17 protein-coding genes and 1 pseudogene are annotated in these 16,951 nt (G+C 69.9%); 7 read left to right on the plus strand and 11 right to left on the minus strand.

The genetic code is table 11. The features are described from left to right. The 4 genes from ACT6S0_RS08075 to ACT6S0_RS08090 all read left to right on the plus strand — a co-directional run. A partial coding sequence (locus tag ACT6S0_RS08075) for a DNA-3-methyladenine glycosylase family protein (RefSeq protein WP_444763382.1) occupies positions 1–492 on the plus strand: 492 nt, incomplete at its 5' end. Then, entirely contained in the window at positions 489–980 is a 492-nt protein-coding gene (locus tag ACT6S0_RS08080; RefSeq protein ID WP_444763383.1) for a methylated-DNA--[protein]-cysteine S-methyltransferase, read from the plus strand. The genes ACT6S0_RS08075 and ACT6S0_RS08080, both read left to right, overlap by 4 nt. Next, positions 977–1,858, plus strand: coding sequence for a DMT family transporter (locus ACT6S0_RS08085; RefSeq protein WP_444763384.1), 882 nt, complete (start codon positions 977–979; stop codon positions 1,856–1,858). Before ACT6S0_RS08080 ends, ACT6S0_RS08085 begins: the two co-directional genes overlap by 4 nt. A gap of 106 nt (positions 1,859–1,964) precedes the next feature. Next, on the plus strand, positions 1,965–3,809 hold the full coding sequence (locus ACT6S0_RS08090) for a right-handed parallel beta-helix repeat-containing protein (RefSeq protein ID WP_444763385.1): 1,845 nt from the start codon (positions 1,965–1,967) through the stop codon (positions 3,807–3,809). On the opposite strand, the gene phnE is transcribed toward ACT6S0_RS08090, so the two are convergent. Genes phnE through senA form a run of 4 tightly spaced genes read right to left on the minus strand, consistent with a single transcriptional unit; the run spans position 3,806 to position 7,437 of the window. Beyond that, on the minus strand, positions 3,806–4,594 hold the full coding sequence (gene phnE / locus ACT6S0_RS08095; protein WP_444763386.1) for a phosphonate ABC transporter, permease protein PhnE: 789 nt from the start codon (positions 4,592–4,594) through the stop codon (positions 3,806–3,808). The two genes, ACT6S0_RS08090 and phnE, sit on opposite strands and share 4 nt — an antisense overlap. Beyond that, positions 4,591–5,433, minus strand: a complete 843-nt coding sequence (locus ACT6S0_RS08100) for a PhnE/PtxC family ABC transporter permease (RefSeq protein ID WP_444763387.1) — start codon at positions 5,431–5,433, stop codon at positions 4,591–4,593. Before ACT6S0_RS08100 ends, phnE begins: the two co-directional genes overlap by 4 nt. Continuing rightward, positions 5,424–6,257 (minus strand): phosphonate ABC transporter ATP-binding protein, encoded by an 834-nt coding sequence (locus tag ACT6S0_RS08105; RefSeq protein WP_444763388.1) that lies wholly within the window; start codon positions 6,255–6,257, stop codon positions 5,424–5,426. Before ACT6S0_RS08105 ends, ACT6S0_RS08100 begins: the two co-directional genes overlap by 10 nt. Before the next feature lie 10 nt (positions 6,258–6,267). Then, a complete protein-coding gene (gene senA, locus ACT6S0_RS08110; RefSeq protein ID WP_444763389.1) occupies positions 6,268–7,437 on the minus strand; it encodes a selenoneine synthase SenA in 1,170 nt (389 codons plus the stop codon). Here senA and senB point away from each other — a divergent pair. Both senB and selD read left to right on the plus strand, forming a co-directional pair. Continuing rightward, the gene (gene senB, locus ACT6S0_RS08115) at positions 7,432–8,406 is read left to right on the plus strand and encodes a selenoneine biosynthesis selenosugar synthase SenB (protein ID WP_444763390.1); all 975 of its coding nucleotides are present in this window, start codon (positions 7,432–7,434) and stop codon (positions 8,404–8,406) included. The two genes, senA and senB, sit on opposite strands and share 6 nt — an antisense overlap. Continuing rightward, the gene (gene selD, locus ACT6S0_RS08120; protein WP_444763391.1) at positions 8,403–9,476 is read left to right on the plus strand and encodes a selenide, water dikinase SelD; all 1,074 of its coding nucleotides are present in this window, start codon (positions 8,403–8,405) and stop codon (positions 9,474–9,476) included. The genes senB and selD overlap by 4 nt, the downstream gene beginning before the upstream one ends. 11 nt (positions 9,477–9,487) lie before the next feature. Here selD and ACT6S0_RS08125 read toward each other — a convergent pair whose 3' ends face one another. The 5 genes from ACT6S0_RS08125 to ACT6S0_RS08145 all read right to left on the minus strand — a co-directional run bounded on the left by ACT6S0_RS08125 (position 9,488) and on the right by ACT6S0_RS08145 (position 13,452). After that, positions 9,488–9,988, minus strand: a complete 501-nt coding sequence (locus ACT6S0_RS08125; RefSeq protein WP_444763392.1) for a MarR family winged helix-turn-helix transcriptional regulator — start codon at positions 9,986–9,988, stop codon at positions 9,488–9,490. A 7-nt stretch (positions 9,989–9,995) separates the two neighbouring features. Continuing rightward, on the minus strand, positions 9,996–11,135 hold the full coding sequence (locus tag ACT6S0_RS08130) for a YbdK family carboxylate-amine ligase (protein ID WP_444763393.1): 1,140 nt from the start codon (positions 11,133–11,135) through the stop codon (positions 9,996–9,998). Continuing rightward, complete coding sequence (locus ACT6S0_RS08135; RefSeq protein WP_444763394.1) at positions 11,135–12,322, minus strand: cation:proton antiporter; 1,188 nt, start codon at positions 12,320–12,322, stop codon at positions 11,135–11,137. The genes ACT6S0_RS08130 and ACT6S0_RS08135 overlap by 1 nt, the downstream gene beginning before the upstream one ends. A 62-nt stretch (positions 12,323–12,384) precedes the next feature. Then, complete coding sequence (locus ACT6S0_RS08140) at positions 12,385–12,720, minus strand: hypothetical protein (protein ID WP_444763395.1); 336 nt, start codon at positions 12,718–12,720, stop codon at positions 12,385–12,387. A 99-nt stretch (positions 12,721–12,819) separates the two neighbouring features. Next, the gene (locus tag ACT6S0_RS08145; RefSeq protein ID WP_444763396.1) at positions 12,820–13,452 is read right to left on the minus strand and encodes a DUF3014 domain-containing protein; all 633 of its coding nucleotides are present in this window, start codon (positions 13,450–13,452) and stop codon (positions 12,820–12,822) included. A 282-nt stretch (positions 13,453–13,734) separates the two neighbouring features. Between ACT6S0_RS08145 and ACT6S0_RS08150 the strand changes: the two are divergent. Next, positions 13,735–14,184: pseudogene (locus tag ACT6S0_RS08150) on the plus strand (AIR synthase-related protein); the annotation flags it as partial. A gap of 4 nt (positions 14,185–14,188) precedes the next feature. Here the strand turns inward: ACT6S0_RS08150 and ACT6S0_RS08155 are convergent. Next, positions 14,189–15,106, minus strand: a complete 918-nt coding sequence (locus ACT6S0_RS08155; protein ID WP_444763397.1) for an alpha/beta hydrolase family protein — start codon at positions 15,104–15,106, stop codon at positions 14,189–14,191. A gap of 216 nt (positions 15,107–15,322) precedes the next feature. Beyond that, a complete protein-coding gene (locus ACT6S0_RS08160; protein WP_444763398.1) occupies positions 15,323–16,804 on the minus strand; it encodes a SulP family inorganic anion transporter in 1,482 nt (493 codons plus the stop codon). Between the last annotated feature and the right edge of the window lie 147 nt (positions 16,805–16,951).

Raw genomic sequence — 16,951 nt, forward strand, 5'->3', positions numbered from 1 at the left:
GTGCTGGGCCAGCAGATCACGGTCGCCGCCGCGCGCACGCTGGCGCGGCGCTTCGTCGAGCGCTTCGGCGAGGCGCTGCCCGAACGCGATCACCCCCCACCCGGTTGCGGCCGGCTCTTCCCGACGCACGAGCGCATTGCCACCGCGACGCGCGATGACGTCGCCGCGCTCGGCATCATCGGCCGCCGCGCCGACAGCCTCATCGCGCTGGCCCGCGCCTGGCCGACGCTGGCCTTCGCCCGCCGCGAGGGCAGCGCAGAAGCCGCGGCCGAGGCGCTGACCGCCATCCCCGGCATCGGCCCCTGGACGGCAGGCTACATGCTGATGCGGGGCTGGAGCTGGCCCGACGCCTTCCCACCCGGCGACACCGTGCTGCGCAAGGCCTTGAGCGCCGGCGCACCGCCGCTGTCGCCCAAGGCCTATCTCGAAGCCGCGGAGCGCTACCGGCCCTACCGCAGCTACGCCGTCCTGCATCTCTGGAGACATTCATGAACCACCACCACATCCGGCAGCGCCGCATCGCCACGCCCCTCGGCCCGCTGACCGCGGCACGCAGCGCCAGCGGTCTGTCCGGCCTCTGGTTCGACGGCCAGAAACACCATCCGGGTGAGCTGGGCGTGCCGCAGGACGATGGCAGCGACGCGTTGCTGGCGGCCACCGAAGCGGCGCTGACGGCCTATTTCAGCGGCAAGTCCTTTGAGCTGCCGCCGCTCGACCCGGCCGGCACGGCCTTCCAGCGCGAGGTCTGGCAGGCGCTGCTGGCCATCGCACCCGGGCAACCGGCCACCTACGGCGCGCTGGCCGGGCGGCTGGGTCGCGCCAGTGCCGCGCGGGCGCTGGGTGCGGCCGTCGGGCGCAACCCGATCTCGGTGCTGGTGCCCTGCCACCGCGTCGTCGGTGCCAATGGCTCGCTGACCGGCTATGCCGGCGGGCTGGATCGCAAGCAGGCCTTGCTCAAGCTGGAAAGCGCCAGCGCATGAAGCCCTTCGACATCGGCGAGCTGGTCCTGCTGGCCGCGCTCTGGGGCGCGTCCTTTCTGTTCATGCGCGTGAGCGTGCCGGAATTCGGGCCGGTCGTGCTGGCCGCCGTGCGCGTCGGCCTGGCCAGCCTGCTGCTGATCCCGTTGCTGGCCTCGCGCGGCCAGCTCGCCAGCCTGCGCCAGCACTGGAAGGCCATGCTGCTCGTCGGCGCATTGAACAGCGCCATCCCGTTCGTGCTGTTCTCGTTCGCGGCGCTGTCCATCACGGCCGGGCTGTCGAGCATCGTCAATGCGACCACGCCGTTGTGGACGGCACTGGTCGCCTTCGTCTGGCTGCGCCAGGGCTTGACGCGCTGGCGCGTGCTCGGCCTGGTCATCGGCTTTGCCGGCGTTGCCTTTCTGGCCTGGGACAAGGCCAGCTTCAAGCCCGGCGCGGAACACAGTGGCTTCTGGGCCATGCTGGCCTGCCTGGCGGCCACGCTGTGCTATGGGCTGGCGGCCAATGCCACCAGGCGCTATCTGACCGGCGTCGCGCCACTGGCCGTCGCCACCGGCAGCCAGGCGGCCGCGGCATTGCTGCTGGCGCTGCCGGCCGCGTGGCTTTGGCCCGTGCTGCCGCCGGGCCGGCTCGCGTGGGGCAGCGCGCTCGGGCTGGCCGTGCTGTGCACGGCGCTGGCCTACCTGATGTATTTCCGGCTCATGAGCCGCGTCGGGCCGACGAATGCCGTGTCGGTCACCTTCCTGATTCCGGTGTTTGCCATCCTGTGGGGCGCGCTCTTCCTGCAGGAGGTGATCACGGCGCAGATGGTCGTCGGCGGTGCCATCGTGTTGGTCGGCATCGCACTGGCGTTGGGCCTGGTGGGAGCGAAACCACGCTGACATCAGCGCGCTTTCAGCTGCTACGGTCGCGACCGTGATAGCGTTCGTCTCCGAGCGACTGGTAGCGCTATCTAAGCGCCCGGCGCAACAAGAGCCAGGAGACCTCATGAGCCATTCCTTTTCCCAAACTCGCACCCCGCTGCGCCGGTGGGCCGGCACCCTCGGCCTGCTGGCCGCGCAGTGGCTTGCTGCTGGCGCCATCGCCCAGCCCTCGGGCGGCCCCTACGGCCCCGTCCCGCAGCGCTATGCCGTGCCCAAGGCGGCGCAGGTCTACTTCGTCGCGCCCGACGGCAAGGCCGAAGCCCGAGGCGCATCCGCCAACCAGCCCACCACCATCGAGGCGGCCATGGCCCGCGTCGTCACCGGCGACGCCATCGTCATGCGCGGCGGCACCTACCGCACGGGCGGCCTGCAGCTCAACCAGGGCATCACCATCCAGCCCTATCTGGACGAAGTGCCGGTACTCAAGGGCACTCGCGTGGCCACCGAGTGGCAGGCCCTGCCCAACAATGTCTGGCGCACCCGGTGGTCGACGCTCTTCCCGGCGCAGCCGATGGGCTGGTGGCAGCCCGACCGTGAAGGCGCCTTGACGCCGCTGCACCGCTTCAACAACGACATGGTCTTCATTGACGGGCAGCCCCTGCAGTCCGCCGGCTGGGTGGGGGAGATGGGCAGCAAGGGCTTCTACATCGACTACGCCAAGGGCCATGTCTACATCGGCGTGAACCCGGCCGGCAAGCAAGTCGAGATCACCGCCCACGACATTGCACTGCACCGTCCCTCACGGCCGGTGCACGGCAAGGCCTCGGATCGCAAGGGCCCGACCATCCGCGGCATCACCTTCACGCAGTACGCCTACCGCGCCATCGACATCGAGGGCAAGAAGCCATCGACGCTGGTGTCAGAGGAACCGACGGACGATCCGGTCGGCCCGTCGCCCGAATCGGAACACGGCAAGGAGGTCGTCGGTACGTTGCTGGAGCACGTGACCATCAGCCATTGCTCGCGCGTGGCGGGCTATTTCCGTGGCGACAGGCTCGTCATCCGCAACTCGCTGATCAGCGACACCAGCACCGAGGGCATCTACGTCATCGGCTCGTCCGATGTACTGCTGGAGCGCAACCTCATCAAGCGCAACAACGTCGAGCGCCTGACGGGCTACTACCCGGCCGCAGTGAAGATCTTCAACCAGTCGCACCGCGTCGTCGTGCGCGACAACCTCGTCGTCGAGCAGCCTTACTCCAACGGTGTCTGGTGGGACGTCGGCAACCACGATGGCGTCTTCATCAACAACCATGTCGAAGGCACGATGGCCGGCCTGTTCTTCGAGATCTCCAAGGGCGTGACCGTCGCCGGCAACGTCTTCGTCAACAACCAGCAAGGCATCCGCGTCCTCAACAGCGCCGGCGCCAAGATCCACCACAACACCTTCGTCAATTCACCGGTGCTGATCGACCGCAACGAGCGCAGCGCCCAGGGCGACCATTTCGGCTGGCATCCGCAGACCGGGCCGGACGTCCACGAGCGCGTCGGCCATGTCTTCGAGAGCAACCTGCTGGTGGCCGATGCCGGCGTCAAGGGCCCGTTGCTGCGCTTCGAGCAGCCGCCGGTCGTTTGCGGCAAGGTCACGGCGCCGATGGCGACGCGCGTCGACGGCAATGTCTACATCCGTTCGGATAGCGGCCAGCCGCTGATCAGCTGGGCGCCGATGCCAGTTGCGGCCTGCCAGACCAGTTTCGCCAACCTCGACGAGTTCCGCCAGGCGGTGCCGGGCGTGGAGGCCAAGGGCAGGGCGCTGCTGGGTCACGAAGGCGCCGTATTCCGCAGCCCGGAGCTGCGCCGCTTCGAGCTGGCGCGAGCGCCCGAGGGCGTGCAGCCGCTGCCGGTGCCGGCCGAGGTTCGCAAGCTGCTGGGTTGGACCGGTAGCGCGCACCTGCCTGGCGCCTACTAGCGCATCAACCAGCGGCGCAGCGCAAAGCTCGCCGCATCCACCAGCGCGACCAGCACCAGCATGGCCAGCAGCACCGTGGCCGTCTTGTCCATCTGAAACAGGCCCATGTGGAAGCTGAGCAGCTGGCCCAGGCCGCCAGCGCCGACAACGCCCAGCACGGCGGCGGCGCGGATGTTGTTCTCCCAGCGGTAGAGCGCGTAGCTCATCAGCTGCGGCACCACCTGGGGCAGCGTCGCGTACAGGAACACCTGCACGCTGCCCGCACCCTGGGCCCGCAGCGCCGCCGCCGGGCCCGGCGGGGCGTTCTCCAGCGCCTCGGCGAACAACCGGCCCAGCACGCCGCTGGTGTGGATGGCCAGGGCCAGCGTGCCGGCGAAGGGCCCGAGGCCGGCGCTGATCAGCAGCAGGGCGGCCCACACCAGCTCGGGCACCGAGCGCAGCGCGTTCAGCAGCAGCCGCGTGAGGCCGCGCCCGGTGCCCTGCAGCCGGCTGGCGGGCAGCGCCATCGCGAGCGCGGCGAGCGCCGCCAGCAGTGTGCCCAGGGCCGACATGGCCAGCGTCTCCCAGGCGCCTGCAGTGACCCGGGCGACAAACGCAGGACTGAGGTCCGGCGGGATGAACTCACGCGCGAAGCGCCCCATGCTGGCCAGCGACTCGCCCGAGAAGAAGGCCCCCAGGTGCAGGTCCAGCGATGCAAAGCTGGCCACCACCAGCGCCAGCACGCTGGCCAGCAGCCAGAAGGCGCGGCGGCGCGCATCGAGAAGGGGCGGGGGCAGGCGCTTCATCCGAGGGCCCGCCGCAGCGCGGCGCTCAAGCGGTCGGCCAGGGCCACCAGCACGACGAACACCAGCAACATCGTCATCACCTCGCCGCCGGCGAACATCTTCATCGAGCTGTCCATCTGCTGGCCCAGCCCGCCCGCGCCGACAAAGCCCAGCACGACCGAGCTGCGAATGGCGCATTCCCAGCGGTAGACGGTGTAACTCGTCAGCTCCGCGGCGTTCTGCGGCAGCAGGCCGTAGGCAAAGGCCTGCAGGCGCGTCGAGCCGTTGCGCAGCAGGGCCTGCGTGACCTGGGCGTCGCCGCTCTCCAGGATCTCGGCGTAGACCTTGCCGAGCATGCCGCCGTAGGTCAGTGCAATCGCCAGCACGCCGGCCGCCGGGCCCAGGCCGACGACGCGCACGAAGACCAGCGCCCAGACCAGCTCTGGCATGCTGCGCAGCCCGATGAGCAGGGCGCGCACGACCTGGCGCACGGCATGCGGCAGCGGCGCCATGCGCCCGGTCAGCGCCGAAGCCGAGAGCGCGCGCGTCGCCAGGAACGTCAGCGGCAGGGCCAGAAGCAGGGCCAGCGTGACGCCAGCGGTAGCGATGGCGAGGGTGCGCCAGGTCTCGCGCGCCAGCAGCAGCAGGAAGTCCGCGCCCAGCGCCGGCGGAAAGAAGCTGTCGACGAAGCGGCCGGTGACGCGCAGTGCGTCCGGGTCGAGCAGCAGCCAGGGCTTGAACTCGGTGGCCACGAGCAGTGGCCACAGCAGCACGATGCCCGCGAGGCCGAGGCCGAGCCGGCCCACCCAGGCCGGGTCCCGGCGTGCAGCGCTGGCCGAGCCGGGCGCGCTCAGCGGCATTGCATGACCGCGGGCACCGCAGGCGCGGGCGGCGCGTCGATGGCGGCGGGCGACTGGCCATGCAGCTCATGCTCGTGCTGGGCATAGAGCCGGGCCAGCAGTTCGGGCGTCACGTCGGCGGCGGGCAGATCGAACGCCAGCTGACCCGCGCGCAGGCCGACGATGCGCGGGAAGTGGGCCAGCGCCGTTTCCACCTGGTGCAGCGAGGCCACCAGCGTGACGCCACGCTCGCCGGCCTCGCGCACCAGGGCGGCAACGGCGCGCTGAGCCCGGGCGGGGTCCAGCGCCGACAGGGGCTCATCCACCAGCCACAGCTCGGCCGGCGCCACCAGCGCCCGCGCCAGGCCGACGCGCTGGCGCTCGCCGCCCGACAGGCGGTCCACGCGTTCGAACAGCTTGTCGCCGAGCTCGAACACCGCGAGCGCCGCCTCGGCCGCGGGGATGTCGACCGGGTAGAACAGCGAGCGCAGCGCCGTCCAAAGGCTCCAGCCCGGCAGTCGCCCAGCCAGCACGGCCGTGACGACACGCTGGCGCGGCGGCAGCGGCGGCACCTGGGGCATCAGGATGAGGCGGCCACGCAGCCGTTGCAGGGCACTGCGCGGCAGGCCCCAGGGGTTGGCGCCGTCGACCGTCAGCCGCCCTTGTGTCGGCACGCGCGCGCAGGCCAGCACTTCCAGCAAGGTGGTCTTGCCGGCGCCCGAGGGGCCGATGACGGCGAGCTGTTCGCCTTCGGCGATCTCCAGGCTGAGGCCGGCGAGGGCATCGGCTACGTCGCGCCGGGCCGTCGCGTGGCGCGCCGACAGGTCGTGCAGGGAAAGTTTCACGGGCCGGACTCTAGCCGGCCGCACAGCTGCGAAATCCGGCGGGGATATCGCTGCGCCCGGCCGGGAAGAAGTTGCGGTAGCGCGGGTGGTGCATGCGCGGCTGCGTGAGGTGCGAGGCGCCGCGCAGCACCGGGCGGCCGTCGAACCAGGGCGCCGAATAGTCGCGGTAGGGATGGGGCGTGAAACCGGGAAAGGGCGCGAAGGCGCTGGCCGTCCACTCCCAGACCTCGCCCCAGCGGAAGGCCTCGGGCCGCGTGCCGGCGGCGCATTCCCACTCGGCCTCGGTGGGCAGGCGGCGGCCGGCCCAGCGGCACCAGGCCAGGGCTTCGGCCTGCGTCAGATGGCAGGCGGCCAGGCTGAGGTCCAGCGGCTGCCAGGCGCCGTGGCGCCACTCGAGCCAGCCGCCGCCGCCGCTGCGCAGATAGCGCGGCACCGGGGCGAGGCCGGCGTCGACCACGGGCAGGTACTCGGCCCAGCGCAGCGGCTGGGCGTCGATGCAGAAGGGCAGCAGATCGACGTCGACGCCCGGCAGCTCGTTGTCGAAGGCAAAGCCCTCGCCGTCGGCGCTGCCCAGGCGCCAGCGGCCGGCGCCGCACTGCAACGGCTCTGCCGGCGCCGGCAGCGGGCGCGGCTGCCAGCGCGCATCGTCGATGCGCACGCCCAGGCCGCGCGCCATATAGAGCGCGGCCTCGTGGTGCATGTCCTCGTGCAGCAGCGCGAGGCGGTAGAAGTAGAGCGCGTCGTCATCGTGGCCGCCCCCATGGCCGAGGTCGCGCAACAAGCCCAGCGTCTCGTCGAGCTGGCGTGCCAGGTCTTGCCGGGTCGCGGTCGCATCGGGCAGCGGCAGCCGCCAGCGGCTGTCGTGCGGCACCTGGCTGGAGTCGTAGAGGGCATCGCCCGCCGAATGCGGCCGTGGGGCCTGCGGGTCGGCGCGCTGGCCGCGAGCGCGCTCGGGGTTGCGCGCGATCCAGAATGCCTGGAACCAGCCGACATGACCCAACTCCCACAGCGGCGGGTTGATGTCGGCCCGCAGCGGCACGGCCAGGCCGGGCAGGGCGCGCTCGTAGGCGGCGAAGGTGGCCAGCGTGTCGGCCCGGCTGGCGGCCAGGGCCAGGGCCAGCGCCGCGGGGCTGCCCTGACGGGCGTCCAGCGCCGCGCGGGTTAGGCTTGCATCGTGCATCGTCTTGAATCCCTGGTCATCGTGACGCCGGCCCTGGCCCAGGCCAACAACGGCAATTGGCAGACGGCGCATCGCTGGGCGCAGCTGCTGCGGCCAGCTTATCGCGTCGCCCTGGCCCAGCACTGGCAGGGTGGCGACGAGGCGCTGTTGATTGCCCTGCATGCGCGGCGGTCGGCCGCCGCCATCGCCGCCTTTCGCGCGGCGCATCCGGCGCGGCCCATCCTGCTGGTGCTGACTGGCACCGACCTCTACCGCGACATCCAAACCGATGCCGCCGCGCAGCGCTCGCTGCAGATGGCCGACGCCCTCGTCGTGCTCAACGAGCTGGGCCTGCGCCAGTTGCCCGCGGCGCTGCGGGCCAAGGCCCATGTCGTGCTGCAGTCCTGCACCGCCCGCGCGCCGCTGCTGCGCAGCAGCCGGCAGTTGCGCGCCTTGATGGTGGGTCACCTGCGCGACGAGAAGGACCCGCAGACCTATTGGCGCGCCGCGCGCCGCCTGGCCGGGCGGCCCGACATCCGGCTCGACCACCTCGGGGCCGCGCTGGACCCGGCCCTGGGGGGTGAGGCCGAAGCGCTGGCCGCAGCCCTGCCGGCCTTCCGCTGGCTCGGTGGCCTGCCGCATGCAGCCGCGCGGCGTCGCATCCAGGCCGCACATGTGCTGGTGCATCCCAGCCGCATGGAGGGTGGCGCCCATGTCGTCATCGAGGCCATTCGCAGCGGCACGCCGGTGCTGGCCTCGCGCATCGACGGCAACCTCGGGCTGCTGGGCGCGGGCTATGAAGGCGTGTTCGAGCCTGGCGACGACGCGGCCCTGGCGGCCCTGCTGGCGCGCGCTCGGGACGATGCCGATATGCTTGCGCGCCTCAGCGCCCAGCTCAGCCCGCGCGCAGCGCTTTTCGCGCCCGAGGCCGAGCAGGCCACCCTGCGCGGCCTTGTCGCCGCGCTGCTTGCGAGACCGACGCCGCCATGACCGCCACTGCCTGCCCCGCTCCCCCCGCCGAACCCCGCCTCACGTCGCTGTCCCATGGCGGCGGCTGCGGCTGCAAGATTGCGCCCGGCGTCCTGTCCGAGATTCTCAAGGGCACGACGGCGATGCCCATCCCCGAGGAGCTGCTTGTCGGCATCGAGACCGCAGACGACGCGGCCGTCTACCAGCTCAACGACGAGCAAGCGCTGATCGCCACGACGGACTTCTTCATGCCCATCGTGGACGACCCGTTCGACTTCGGGCGCATCGCGGCGACCAACGCCATCAGCGATGTCTATGCGATGGGCGGCCGGCCCATCATGGCGCTGGCCCTCGTCGGTATGCCGATCAATGTGCTGTCCACGCAGACGATTGCGCGCGTGCTGGAAGGCGGCGCCTCGGTCTGTCGGGCGGCCGGCATTCCTATCGCGGGCGGCCACACCATCGATTCGGTCGAGGCGATCTATGGCCTGGTGGCCCTCGGCCTCATCCACCCGAAACGCGTCAAGCGCAATGCCGATGCGCGCGTGGACGATGTGCTGGTGCTGGGCAAGCCGCTCGGTGTGGGCGTCATGAGCGCGGCGCTGAAAAAGGAGCAGCTGGGCGCCGAGGGCTACGCCCGCATGATCGACACGACGACCAGGCTGAACACGCCGGGGCCGGACCTGGCCGCGCTGCCGGGCGTGCATGCCTTGACCGATGTGACCGGCTTCGGCCTGGCCGGACATGCGCTGGAGCTGGCTCGCGGTGCCAACTGCTCGGTGGAGCTGGACTGGCGCGCCGTGCCGCTGCTGGACGGCGTGCGGGAGCTGGCGCAGCGGGGTTTCGTCACCGGTGCGTCGGGGCGCAACTGGGCGGGCTACGGGCAGGACGTTGAGCTGCCGGCCGCCTTTGCCGCCGAGGACCGTGCGTTGCTGACCGACCCGCAGACCAGTGGCGGCTTGCTGGTGTCCTGCGAGGCGAGCGCGGCGGATGCCGTATTGGCCATTTTTGCATCCCATGGCTTTGCCGATGCCGCCGTGGTGGGCCGCGTGACGGCGGCTGGCAAGGCCGCACTGCAAGTGCGTGACTGAGTCAGGCCAACTCACATCTCGCCGAGCGGAATGCCGGCCCACTTCTCGTCGGCGTGCAGCACCAGGATCAGCTTGGCCAGGTCTTTGCGCAGGCGCCGCAGCGTGGGGGCGTCCAGCTCGCGCAGGGCGCCGGGCAGCACGCCCTCGAACGGCCCCGGCGTCTTGCGCAGCGCCCGAGCGCCCGCGGGCAGCAGGTGCAGCTGCACGGAGCGCCGGTCCGCGCCCTCCTTGCGTGCTTCCACCAGAGACCTTTCGACCAGCGCCTTGACGAGGTTGCTCGCCGTGGACTGGTGGATGTCCATCGCCCGCGCCAGCCCGCTGACGCCCACGCCTGGCTGTTGCTTCACGACGCTCAGTGCCCAGGCCTGGGCGCCGCCCAGGCCGGCCTTCTTCTCGACCTGCTGAAAATGCGTTTTGACGGTGTTCAGCACCTGCCGGAACTGCCGCAGCACAAGCATCGCTTCGTCGTCGTCACGGCCGGTCGGCGGGGGAGGGGAAGCGCGTGGAGGCATGCGCAAATCATAAGGACGGCAGCGGCGCCTCGTCGCGCCTGAAGCGCAGCAGCGCCGCGTCGACCATGCCCTCGGGGCTGCCGCGCTCGGCATGTTGCTGGCGCAGGTAGTTGGCGTCGCTGCCCTCATGCGTGGCGCGGTAGAGGTGATCGAGCGCCGCGCGGCTGCCCAGGCGGTCGGCATGCGGCTCAAGATGGCGCAGCGTGGCCAGGATGTCCTCGCGCAGCGACAGCGTCTGGTAGCCCTTGGGATGCACGAGGGTGCCGTCCAGGCCGAAACGGCAGGCCTGGAAGCGGTTGTAGTTGTAGACCAGGTAGTCGTCCTCGACCGGCGGCGGCTCGCTGCGTTCCAGCAGGTGGGCGCACAGGGCCTGCAGATAGCAGGCCAGCGCGGCGGCGCGCTCGACGGTCAGCGGCGTGTCGCAGACGCGCAGCTCGATGGTGCCGAACTCGGGCTTGGGGCGGATGTCCCAGTAAAAGTCCTTCATGCTCTTGACGATGCCGGTGCGCTCCATGTGGGCGAAGTAGCCCTGCTCGAAGCCCTGCCAGTCCAGCACGAAAGGCGCGCGGCCGCTCAAAGGAAAAGCAAACACTGAATTCAGCCGCGCGGAGTTGAACAGCGTGTCCTTGCCCTGCACGAAGGGCGACGACGCCGACAGCGCGATGAAATGCGGCACATAGCGGTTCAGCGAATGCAGCAGGAACATCGCGTCGTCGCCGCTGGCGCAGCCCACGTGCACGTGCTGGCCGAAGATGGTGAACTGCTTGGCCAGGTAGCCGTACAGCGCCGAGACCTCCTTGAAACGCGGCTTGGAGTAGATCTTGCGCTGGCTCCATTGCTGGAAGGGGTGGGTGCCGCCGCCGGCCACGCCGACGTTGAGCGTGTCGCCGGCGCGCACCAGCGCATCACGGATGTCCTTGAGCTGCGCGAGCAGGCCGGTGTGATCGGTCTGGATGTCGGTCGAGATCTCGATCATGCTTTCGGTGATCTCGGGCACCACGTTGCCGGGGAAGGGTGTGCGGCCCAGCAGCTCCAGCATGTCGGGGCTGGCGTCGATGAGGTCGAAGTCGCTCAGGGAGACGAGCTGCAGCTCCAGCTCGACGCCCAGCGTCAGCGCGGCGGATTTGGTGAATGCTTCGAGGGCCATCAGTGCTCCGCGGGCTCATGGGTTTCGCGCGCCCACATGAGCGCGCGCTGCGTGACGACCGGGCCGGCCAGCTCCAGCAGCAGCGTGGTGGCGGCGAGCGCGGCGAGCTGGTCGACCAGGTCGACGCCCAGATACCGCGCCTGCTCCAGCAGCAGGATGACAAAGACCGAAATCGGCGTCATGGCCAGGCCGGTCAGCATGCCCTTGCGCGGCGTGACGCCGCTGAGCCGGGCGAACGCCGTCACACCGGCCACCTTGGCCGCGGCGCGCACGGCGATGAGCGCCAGCGCCAGGCCCATGCCCTGCCACACGCGTTGCCACTCCAGCGTGCTGGCGACGAACATGAAAAGCACGACCGTCAACACATCGCCGAGGGTGCCGAAGTTGCGCTGCGTGGCGCTGAAGGCGATGCGGCGGTGGCGCGCCATCAGGCCGAAGGTCAGCGCGGCCAGTACGGGTGACAGCTTGAAGGCGTGCGCGACCGCCACCACGAGCATGACGGCGATGGCGAACGCCACCGTCGCGTCGCGGCTGACATTGCCGGTGCGCCGCAACAGCGCCGGCACGCCGATGCCGAACAGCGCGCCGAGTGCCGCGGACGCGGCCAGCAGCACACCGCTGTTCAACGAGGCCTGCAGCAGGCTGCCCGAGCTTTGGAAGGTCCACACACCCACGATCACCTTGAAGGTGAACACCGCCAGCACGCAGTTCAGGCCGGTCAGGTGCACCAGACGCTCGGTGACCTGGCCGGAGCTGCGCTGCTCGTTGATGACCCGCATGATCGAGGCCGGCGAGGTGGACATTGCCAGCGAGGCCAGCAGCAGGCCGGTCAGGGTCGGCAGCCCCCAGACGTAGGCCAGCAGCAGCACGCAGGCGAACGTCAGCCCCGATTCCAGCAGGCCACTGGCTGCCAGCCAGGGGTTGTTGCGCAGCCAGTTGAGGTTGATGCGGTATCCGAACTCGAACAGGATCAGCCCGAACGCCACGTTGGCCAGCAGCATGACCGTGCCGCCGGTATCCGCAGGCAGCAGCCCGGCCTGAGCCGGGCCGAGTGCGAAACCGACCATGCCGTACAGGCAGATGCGCGGCAGCCCCGTCCAGCGGTGCCCCAGCTCACCGACCACCCAGGCCAGCACGACGGCGATGGGCCAGCCGAGCTCCTGCAGCGCCTTCACGCCGTCAAGCATTGGGCCCCGCCCAGACGGCGATCGTCGCGGGTGAACGCCGGATCAGCTTCAGCTTGTCCATGTCAGTTGTCCTTTCGCCATTTGAAGGCTTCCGAAAATCGCATAGCGCTTTTCTGCGTCGAGTTGTGAATGAGGTGGGTCACGCCGACCAGGTTGTCGCGGTAGGCCTTGTCGAGACTGTCCAGCGCGCGGGCCAGTGGCTCGCTCGGGGCGTACCAGTAGCAGGCCTCGTCGCATGCCAGGATGCCGGCGCCGCAGAGCGCCCGCAACAGGTCCGCGACCGCGGCTTCTGGAAGGTAGAGCGCGCGCGCCACCTCCGCGGCCGTGCGCCGCAATGCGGGCTCGCGATGGAACAGCAGCATGGCCTCGAGGTGGGGCACCGAGGACACGCTGGTCAAGACAAAGCGAGTGACGTCGTCGGGAATGCTTCGTGGGGGTCTCACGCAAAGGTTGTTCGATGCAAAGGCGGGGTGGGCGGCCTGCGCCGCCGCCCCGCATCATTGAGCCGGTGTCGCCTGGACGACGAGTTCGCGCTTGAACTGCTGCAGCCTGAGCTTCACGCGGCGCTCGTTGACCGGCCCGAGGCGCAGCAGCCACTTCTGGCCCGCCGATAGCGATTCAAGCGCCGGATCGGCGAATTGATAGAGCACCCAGGGCCGAGGCGGCGCCACCGAGGGGTCGATGGGCGGCAGGCGCACTTCGAGCGGACCGTCCGGCACGGGCGTTGCCAGCAGGTGGTCAATGACCGCCAGCAGCCGGTCATTGAAGCGGCCCTTCGGATAGCCCAGTTCGACATAGGCGGCCTGCAGCAGCGGGTACATGCGTCGATACAGCTCGGCGACCTGGGCCGGGTCGACCGTCTCGGCCAGCAGCAGCAGCGGCGCATAGCGCAGCCCGTTGTCCGCATCGATATAGGTGCGCCCGTCCTGCTCGCGAACACTGAACTTACCGGTGCTCGGGTAGACCGGCCACAGGCGCGAGGACAGCTGCTTGCGGTCCATGTTGTCGACGGTCGCGACGACGCGGTTCGCGAAGCCGTCGACGCGCAGATGGTTCATCACCGCCTTGCGCCCGAGCAGCTCGACCAGGGCATTCTCCAGGCCGCTTGCCTCCAGGGGTTCGGCGGGCATCGGCTCGGGCACCGAGGCCGCCAGCGCGGGTGCGCTTGCGGCGGATGCTGCGGCAGATGCGGCGGTCGGCCCTGCCGCAGCGGAGGCCGCAGTCGGGGGTGCGGCGACGAGCCTTGAGCGCAGGCTCTCGCGTTCCTCCCGCACATACCATGCGCCAGCCAGGACCGCTGCGGCGAGCACTGCAAGTGGAACGACTCTGGACAACGGCGGCATAGGGCAGGATGGCTGTAACTACATTGGCACAAATGTACCATCGCAGCTTTTCGACAAGTCAGCGGCGCCGTGATCGACACGACGACCAGGCTGAATACGCCGGGGCCGGACCTGGCCGGGCTGCCGGGCGTGCATGCCTTGACCGATGTGACCGGCTTCGGCCTGGCCGGACATGCGCTGGAACTGGCGCGCGGCGCCGGCTGCACGGTGACGCTGGACTGGCGCACCGTGCCGCTGCTGGTGGGTGTGCGGGAACTGGCGCAGCGGGGCCTCGTCACCGGCGCGTCGGGGCGCAACTGGGCGGGCTACGGGCAGGACGTTGAGCTGCCGGCCGCCTTTGCCGCCGCAGACCGTGCGTTGCTGACCGACCCGCAGACCAGTGGCGGCTTGCTGGTGTCCTGCGACGCGAGCGCGGTGGATGCCGTGCTCGCCCTGTTCGCCGCGCACGGCTTCGACGCGGCCGGCGTGGTCGGGCGCGTCGTGGCGCGCGGCGACCGCTCCCTTCGCGTGGCGGCCTGAGCCTTCAGCGTCTCTTGAACCACGGCAGCAACGGCTCGACATAGCCGGCCGGCAGCAGGTGCCCGCCGGCAAAGCGCAGATGACGCTTGTCTGGGCCGGGCAGGGCGCCGAACAACGCCTCGTTTTGCGCAACGCTGGCATGCTCATCGGCCTCGGCGCTGACCAGCCAGACCGTCTTGCCGGCCAGGCCGGGCAGCGCGTTGCGTGGCGCCGCCATCGCGACCTTGTCGTCCAGGTGCGGCGGCACGATGGCCAGCACCGCCGCGATGCGCGCGTCCATGCCGCCCAGCAGCAGCGCCATCTGCGCGCCCATGCTGTAGCCGGCGGCGCGCACCGCGCCCAGGTCGAGTTGCGGTTGCGTGGCCACCCAGTCCAGCAGCAGGCGGTAGTCGCGCACGGTGTCCACCACCATGCGCTCGTAGGGGTCGCGGCGGCCCCACAGGTGCATGTCGACCATCAGCTTGCGCAGGCCCTGCGCGGCGATCTTGCGGTCACCGTGCAGGCGTGCATCGAGCGCCAGCACCGCATAGCCCTGTTGCAGCGCCATCTCGGTGATCAGGTGGGTGTGCTCCAGTGTCGGCTTGTCCTTGTGGACGGCCTCCCACCAGCGCGCGTGGCTGCGCCCCATGGCGTGCAGGCCAAGCAGCAGTGGATAGGGCGCGCGGGCCTGCGCCGGGTCAGCCGGGTAGAGCAGCCGCCCCGTCACCTCGCTGCCGTCGAAGCTGCGAAACCGCAATGCCAGCCCGTGCCGCCGGCCGTCGGACCAGGGCTGCACGTCGGCTTGCACTGTCACGCCGGGCGGCAGCGCATAGCGCGCCTGCATGTGCGCGGCCGTGACCGCATAGGGCCTGAGCCCGAACAGCAGCCACCACAGCGCCCCGACGACGACCGTCAGCCCGACGGCGCCGACCAATAGCCTCACCCACATCCTCTTGCTGCCCCATCTCATTCGGTCCTCGCTCATCCAAGCGGCGGCGACATGCCGCGCCTGCACGCAGCCTGCAAGACGGCTGTGAAGCCAATGTGAGTGAGTAGCGCTCGCTAGCTAGCGCAATACCAGCACGGGTACCGGGCTGAGGCGCAGGAATTGCTCTTGCCGTCGATGCAGGCGCGAACGATGGGCATGGTTGATCTCCTCTCAGTGCATCAGCTTTTCAACCGCGCCGGGCTTGTCGTGGACGGCGAAGCGGCCGACCAGCGTGGCGCTGGCCTCGTTCATGCCGCTCACCGTCACCTCGGCGCCTTCGCGGCGGAACTTCAGGACCACCTTGTCGAGCGCACTGACCGCCGTGATGTCCCAAAAGTGCGCCGTGCTCACGTCGATGTGGACACGCTCGACCGCTTCCTTGAAGTCGAAGGCGGCCATGAAGCGCTCGGCCGAGGCGAAGAACACCTGGCCGAAGACCTGGTAGCGGCGCTCGCGTCCGGCTGCATCGACGCTGCGATCAATGCGCAGCACATGGCTGACCTTGTGCGCAAAGAAGATGCCCGACAGCAGCACGCCGACGAAGACGCCCTGGGCCAGGTCATGCGTGCCGACGGTGACCGCGACGGTTGCCATCATCACGACGGAGCTGCTCGGTGGGTGCTGGCGCAACTTGAGCACCGAATGCCAGTTGAAGGTGCCGATGGACACCATGATCATCACGGCCACCAAGGCCGCCATCGGGATCATGCTCACCCAGGGCCCGAGGAAGACGACCATGACGAGCAGCAACACGCCGGCCGCGAAAGCCGACAGCCTGCCCCGTCCGCCAGACTTCACGTTGATGACCGACTGGCCGATCATGGCGCAGCCCGCCATGCCGCCCAGGAAACCGGTGGCGATGTTGGCGGCCCCCTGGCCGACGCACTCGCGGTTCTTGTTGCTGCCGGTGTCGGTCAGGTCGTCGACGATCTGGGCCGTCATCATCGATTCCAGCAAGCCAACCACGGCCAGCGTGAGCGAGTACGGCAGGATGATCTGCAGCGTCTGCAGGGTCAGCGGGATATCCGGGAACAGGAACACCGGCAGGCTGTCGGGCAACTGGCCCATGTCGCCAACGGTCCGGATGTCCAGCCCCAGCGCCAGGCTGATGCCGGTGAGCGCGACGATGGTCACCAGCGGTGATGGCACGGCCTTGGTCACACGGGGAAAGAGGTAGATGATGGCCAGGCCCAGCGCGGTCATTGCGTAGACCTGCCAGCCGACGTTGGTCAGCTCCGGCAGCTGGGCCATGAAGATCAGGATGGCCAGCGCATTGACAAAGCCCGTGATCACCGAGCGCGAGACGAAGCGCATCAGCGAGCCGAGCTTGAAGACGCCGGCGACGATCTGCAGCACGCCGGTGAGCAGCGTTGCGGCCAGCAGGTACTGCAGGCCATGGTCCTTGACCAGCGTGACCATCACCAGGGCCATGGCGCCGGTGGCAGCGGAAATCATCCCAGGGCGGCCACCGGCCACGGCGGTCACGACGGCCATGCTGAAGGAGGCGTAGAGGCCGATCTTCGGGTCGACGCCCGCAATGATGGAAAAGGCAATGGCCTCGGGAATGAGGGCCAGCGCAACGACCAGGCCGGCGAGCAGATCGCCACGGACGTTGCCCAGCCACTCGCGCTTGAGAGTGGAGAGCGAAAGCATAGGTCAAGGCAGCTCAGGGCTGCAGGGATTCAAGGCAGTGGAACAGCACGACCGCGAACGGGCCGGCTGGGGGGCGTATGGGAACGCCTGGCAGGCGCGAGGCGCCTTATGGCGGAGTGACTGAGCGGAAGCAGCCCAGCGGCAGCA

This window comes from Roseateles sp., assembly GCF_052436255.1.
In the GTDB taxonomy this organism is placed as follows: Bacteria; Pseudomonadota; Gammaproteobacteria; order Burkholderiales; family Burkholderiaceae_C; genus Pelomonas.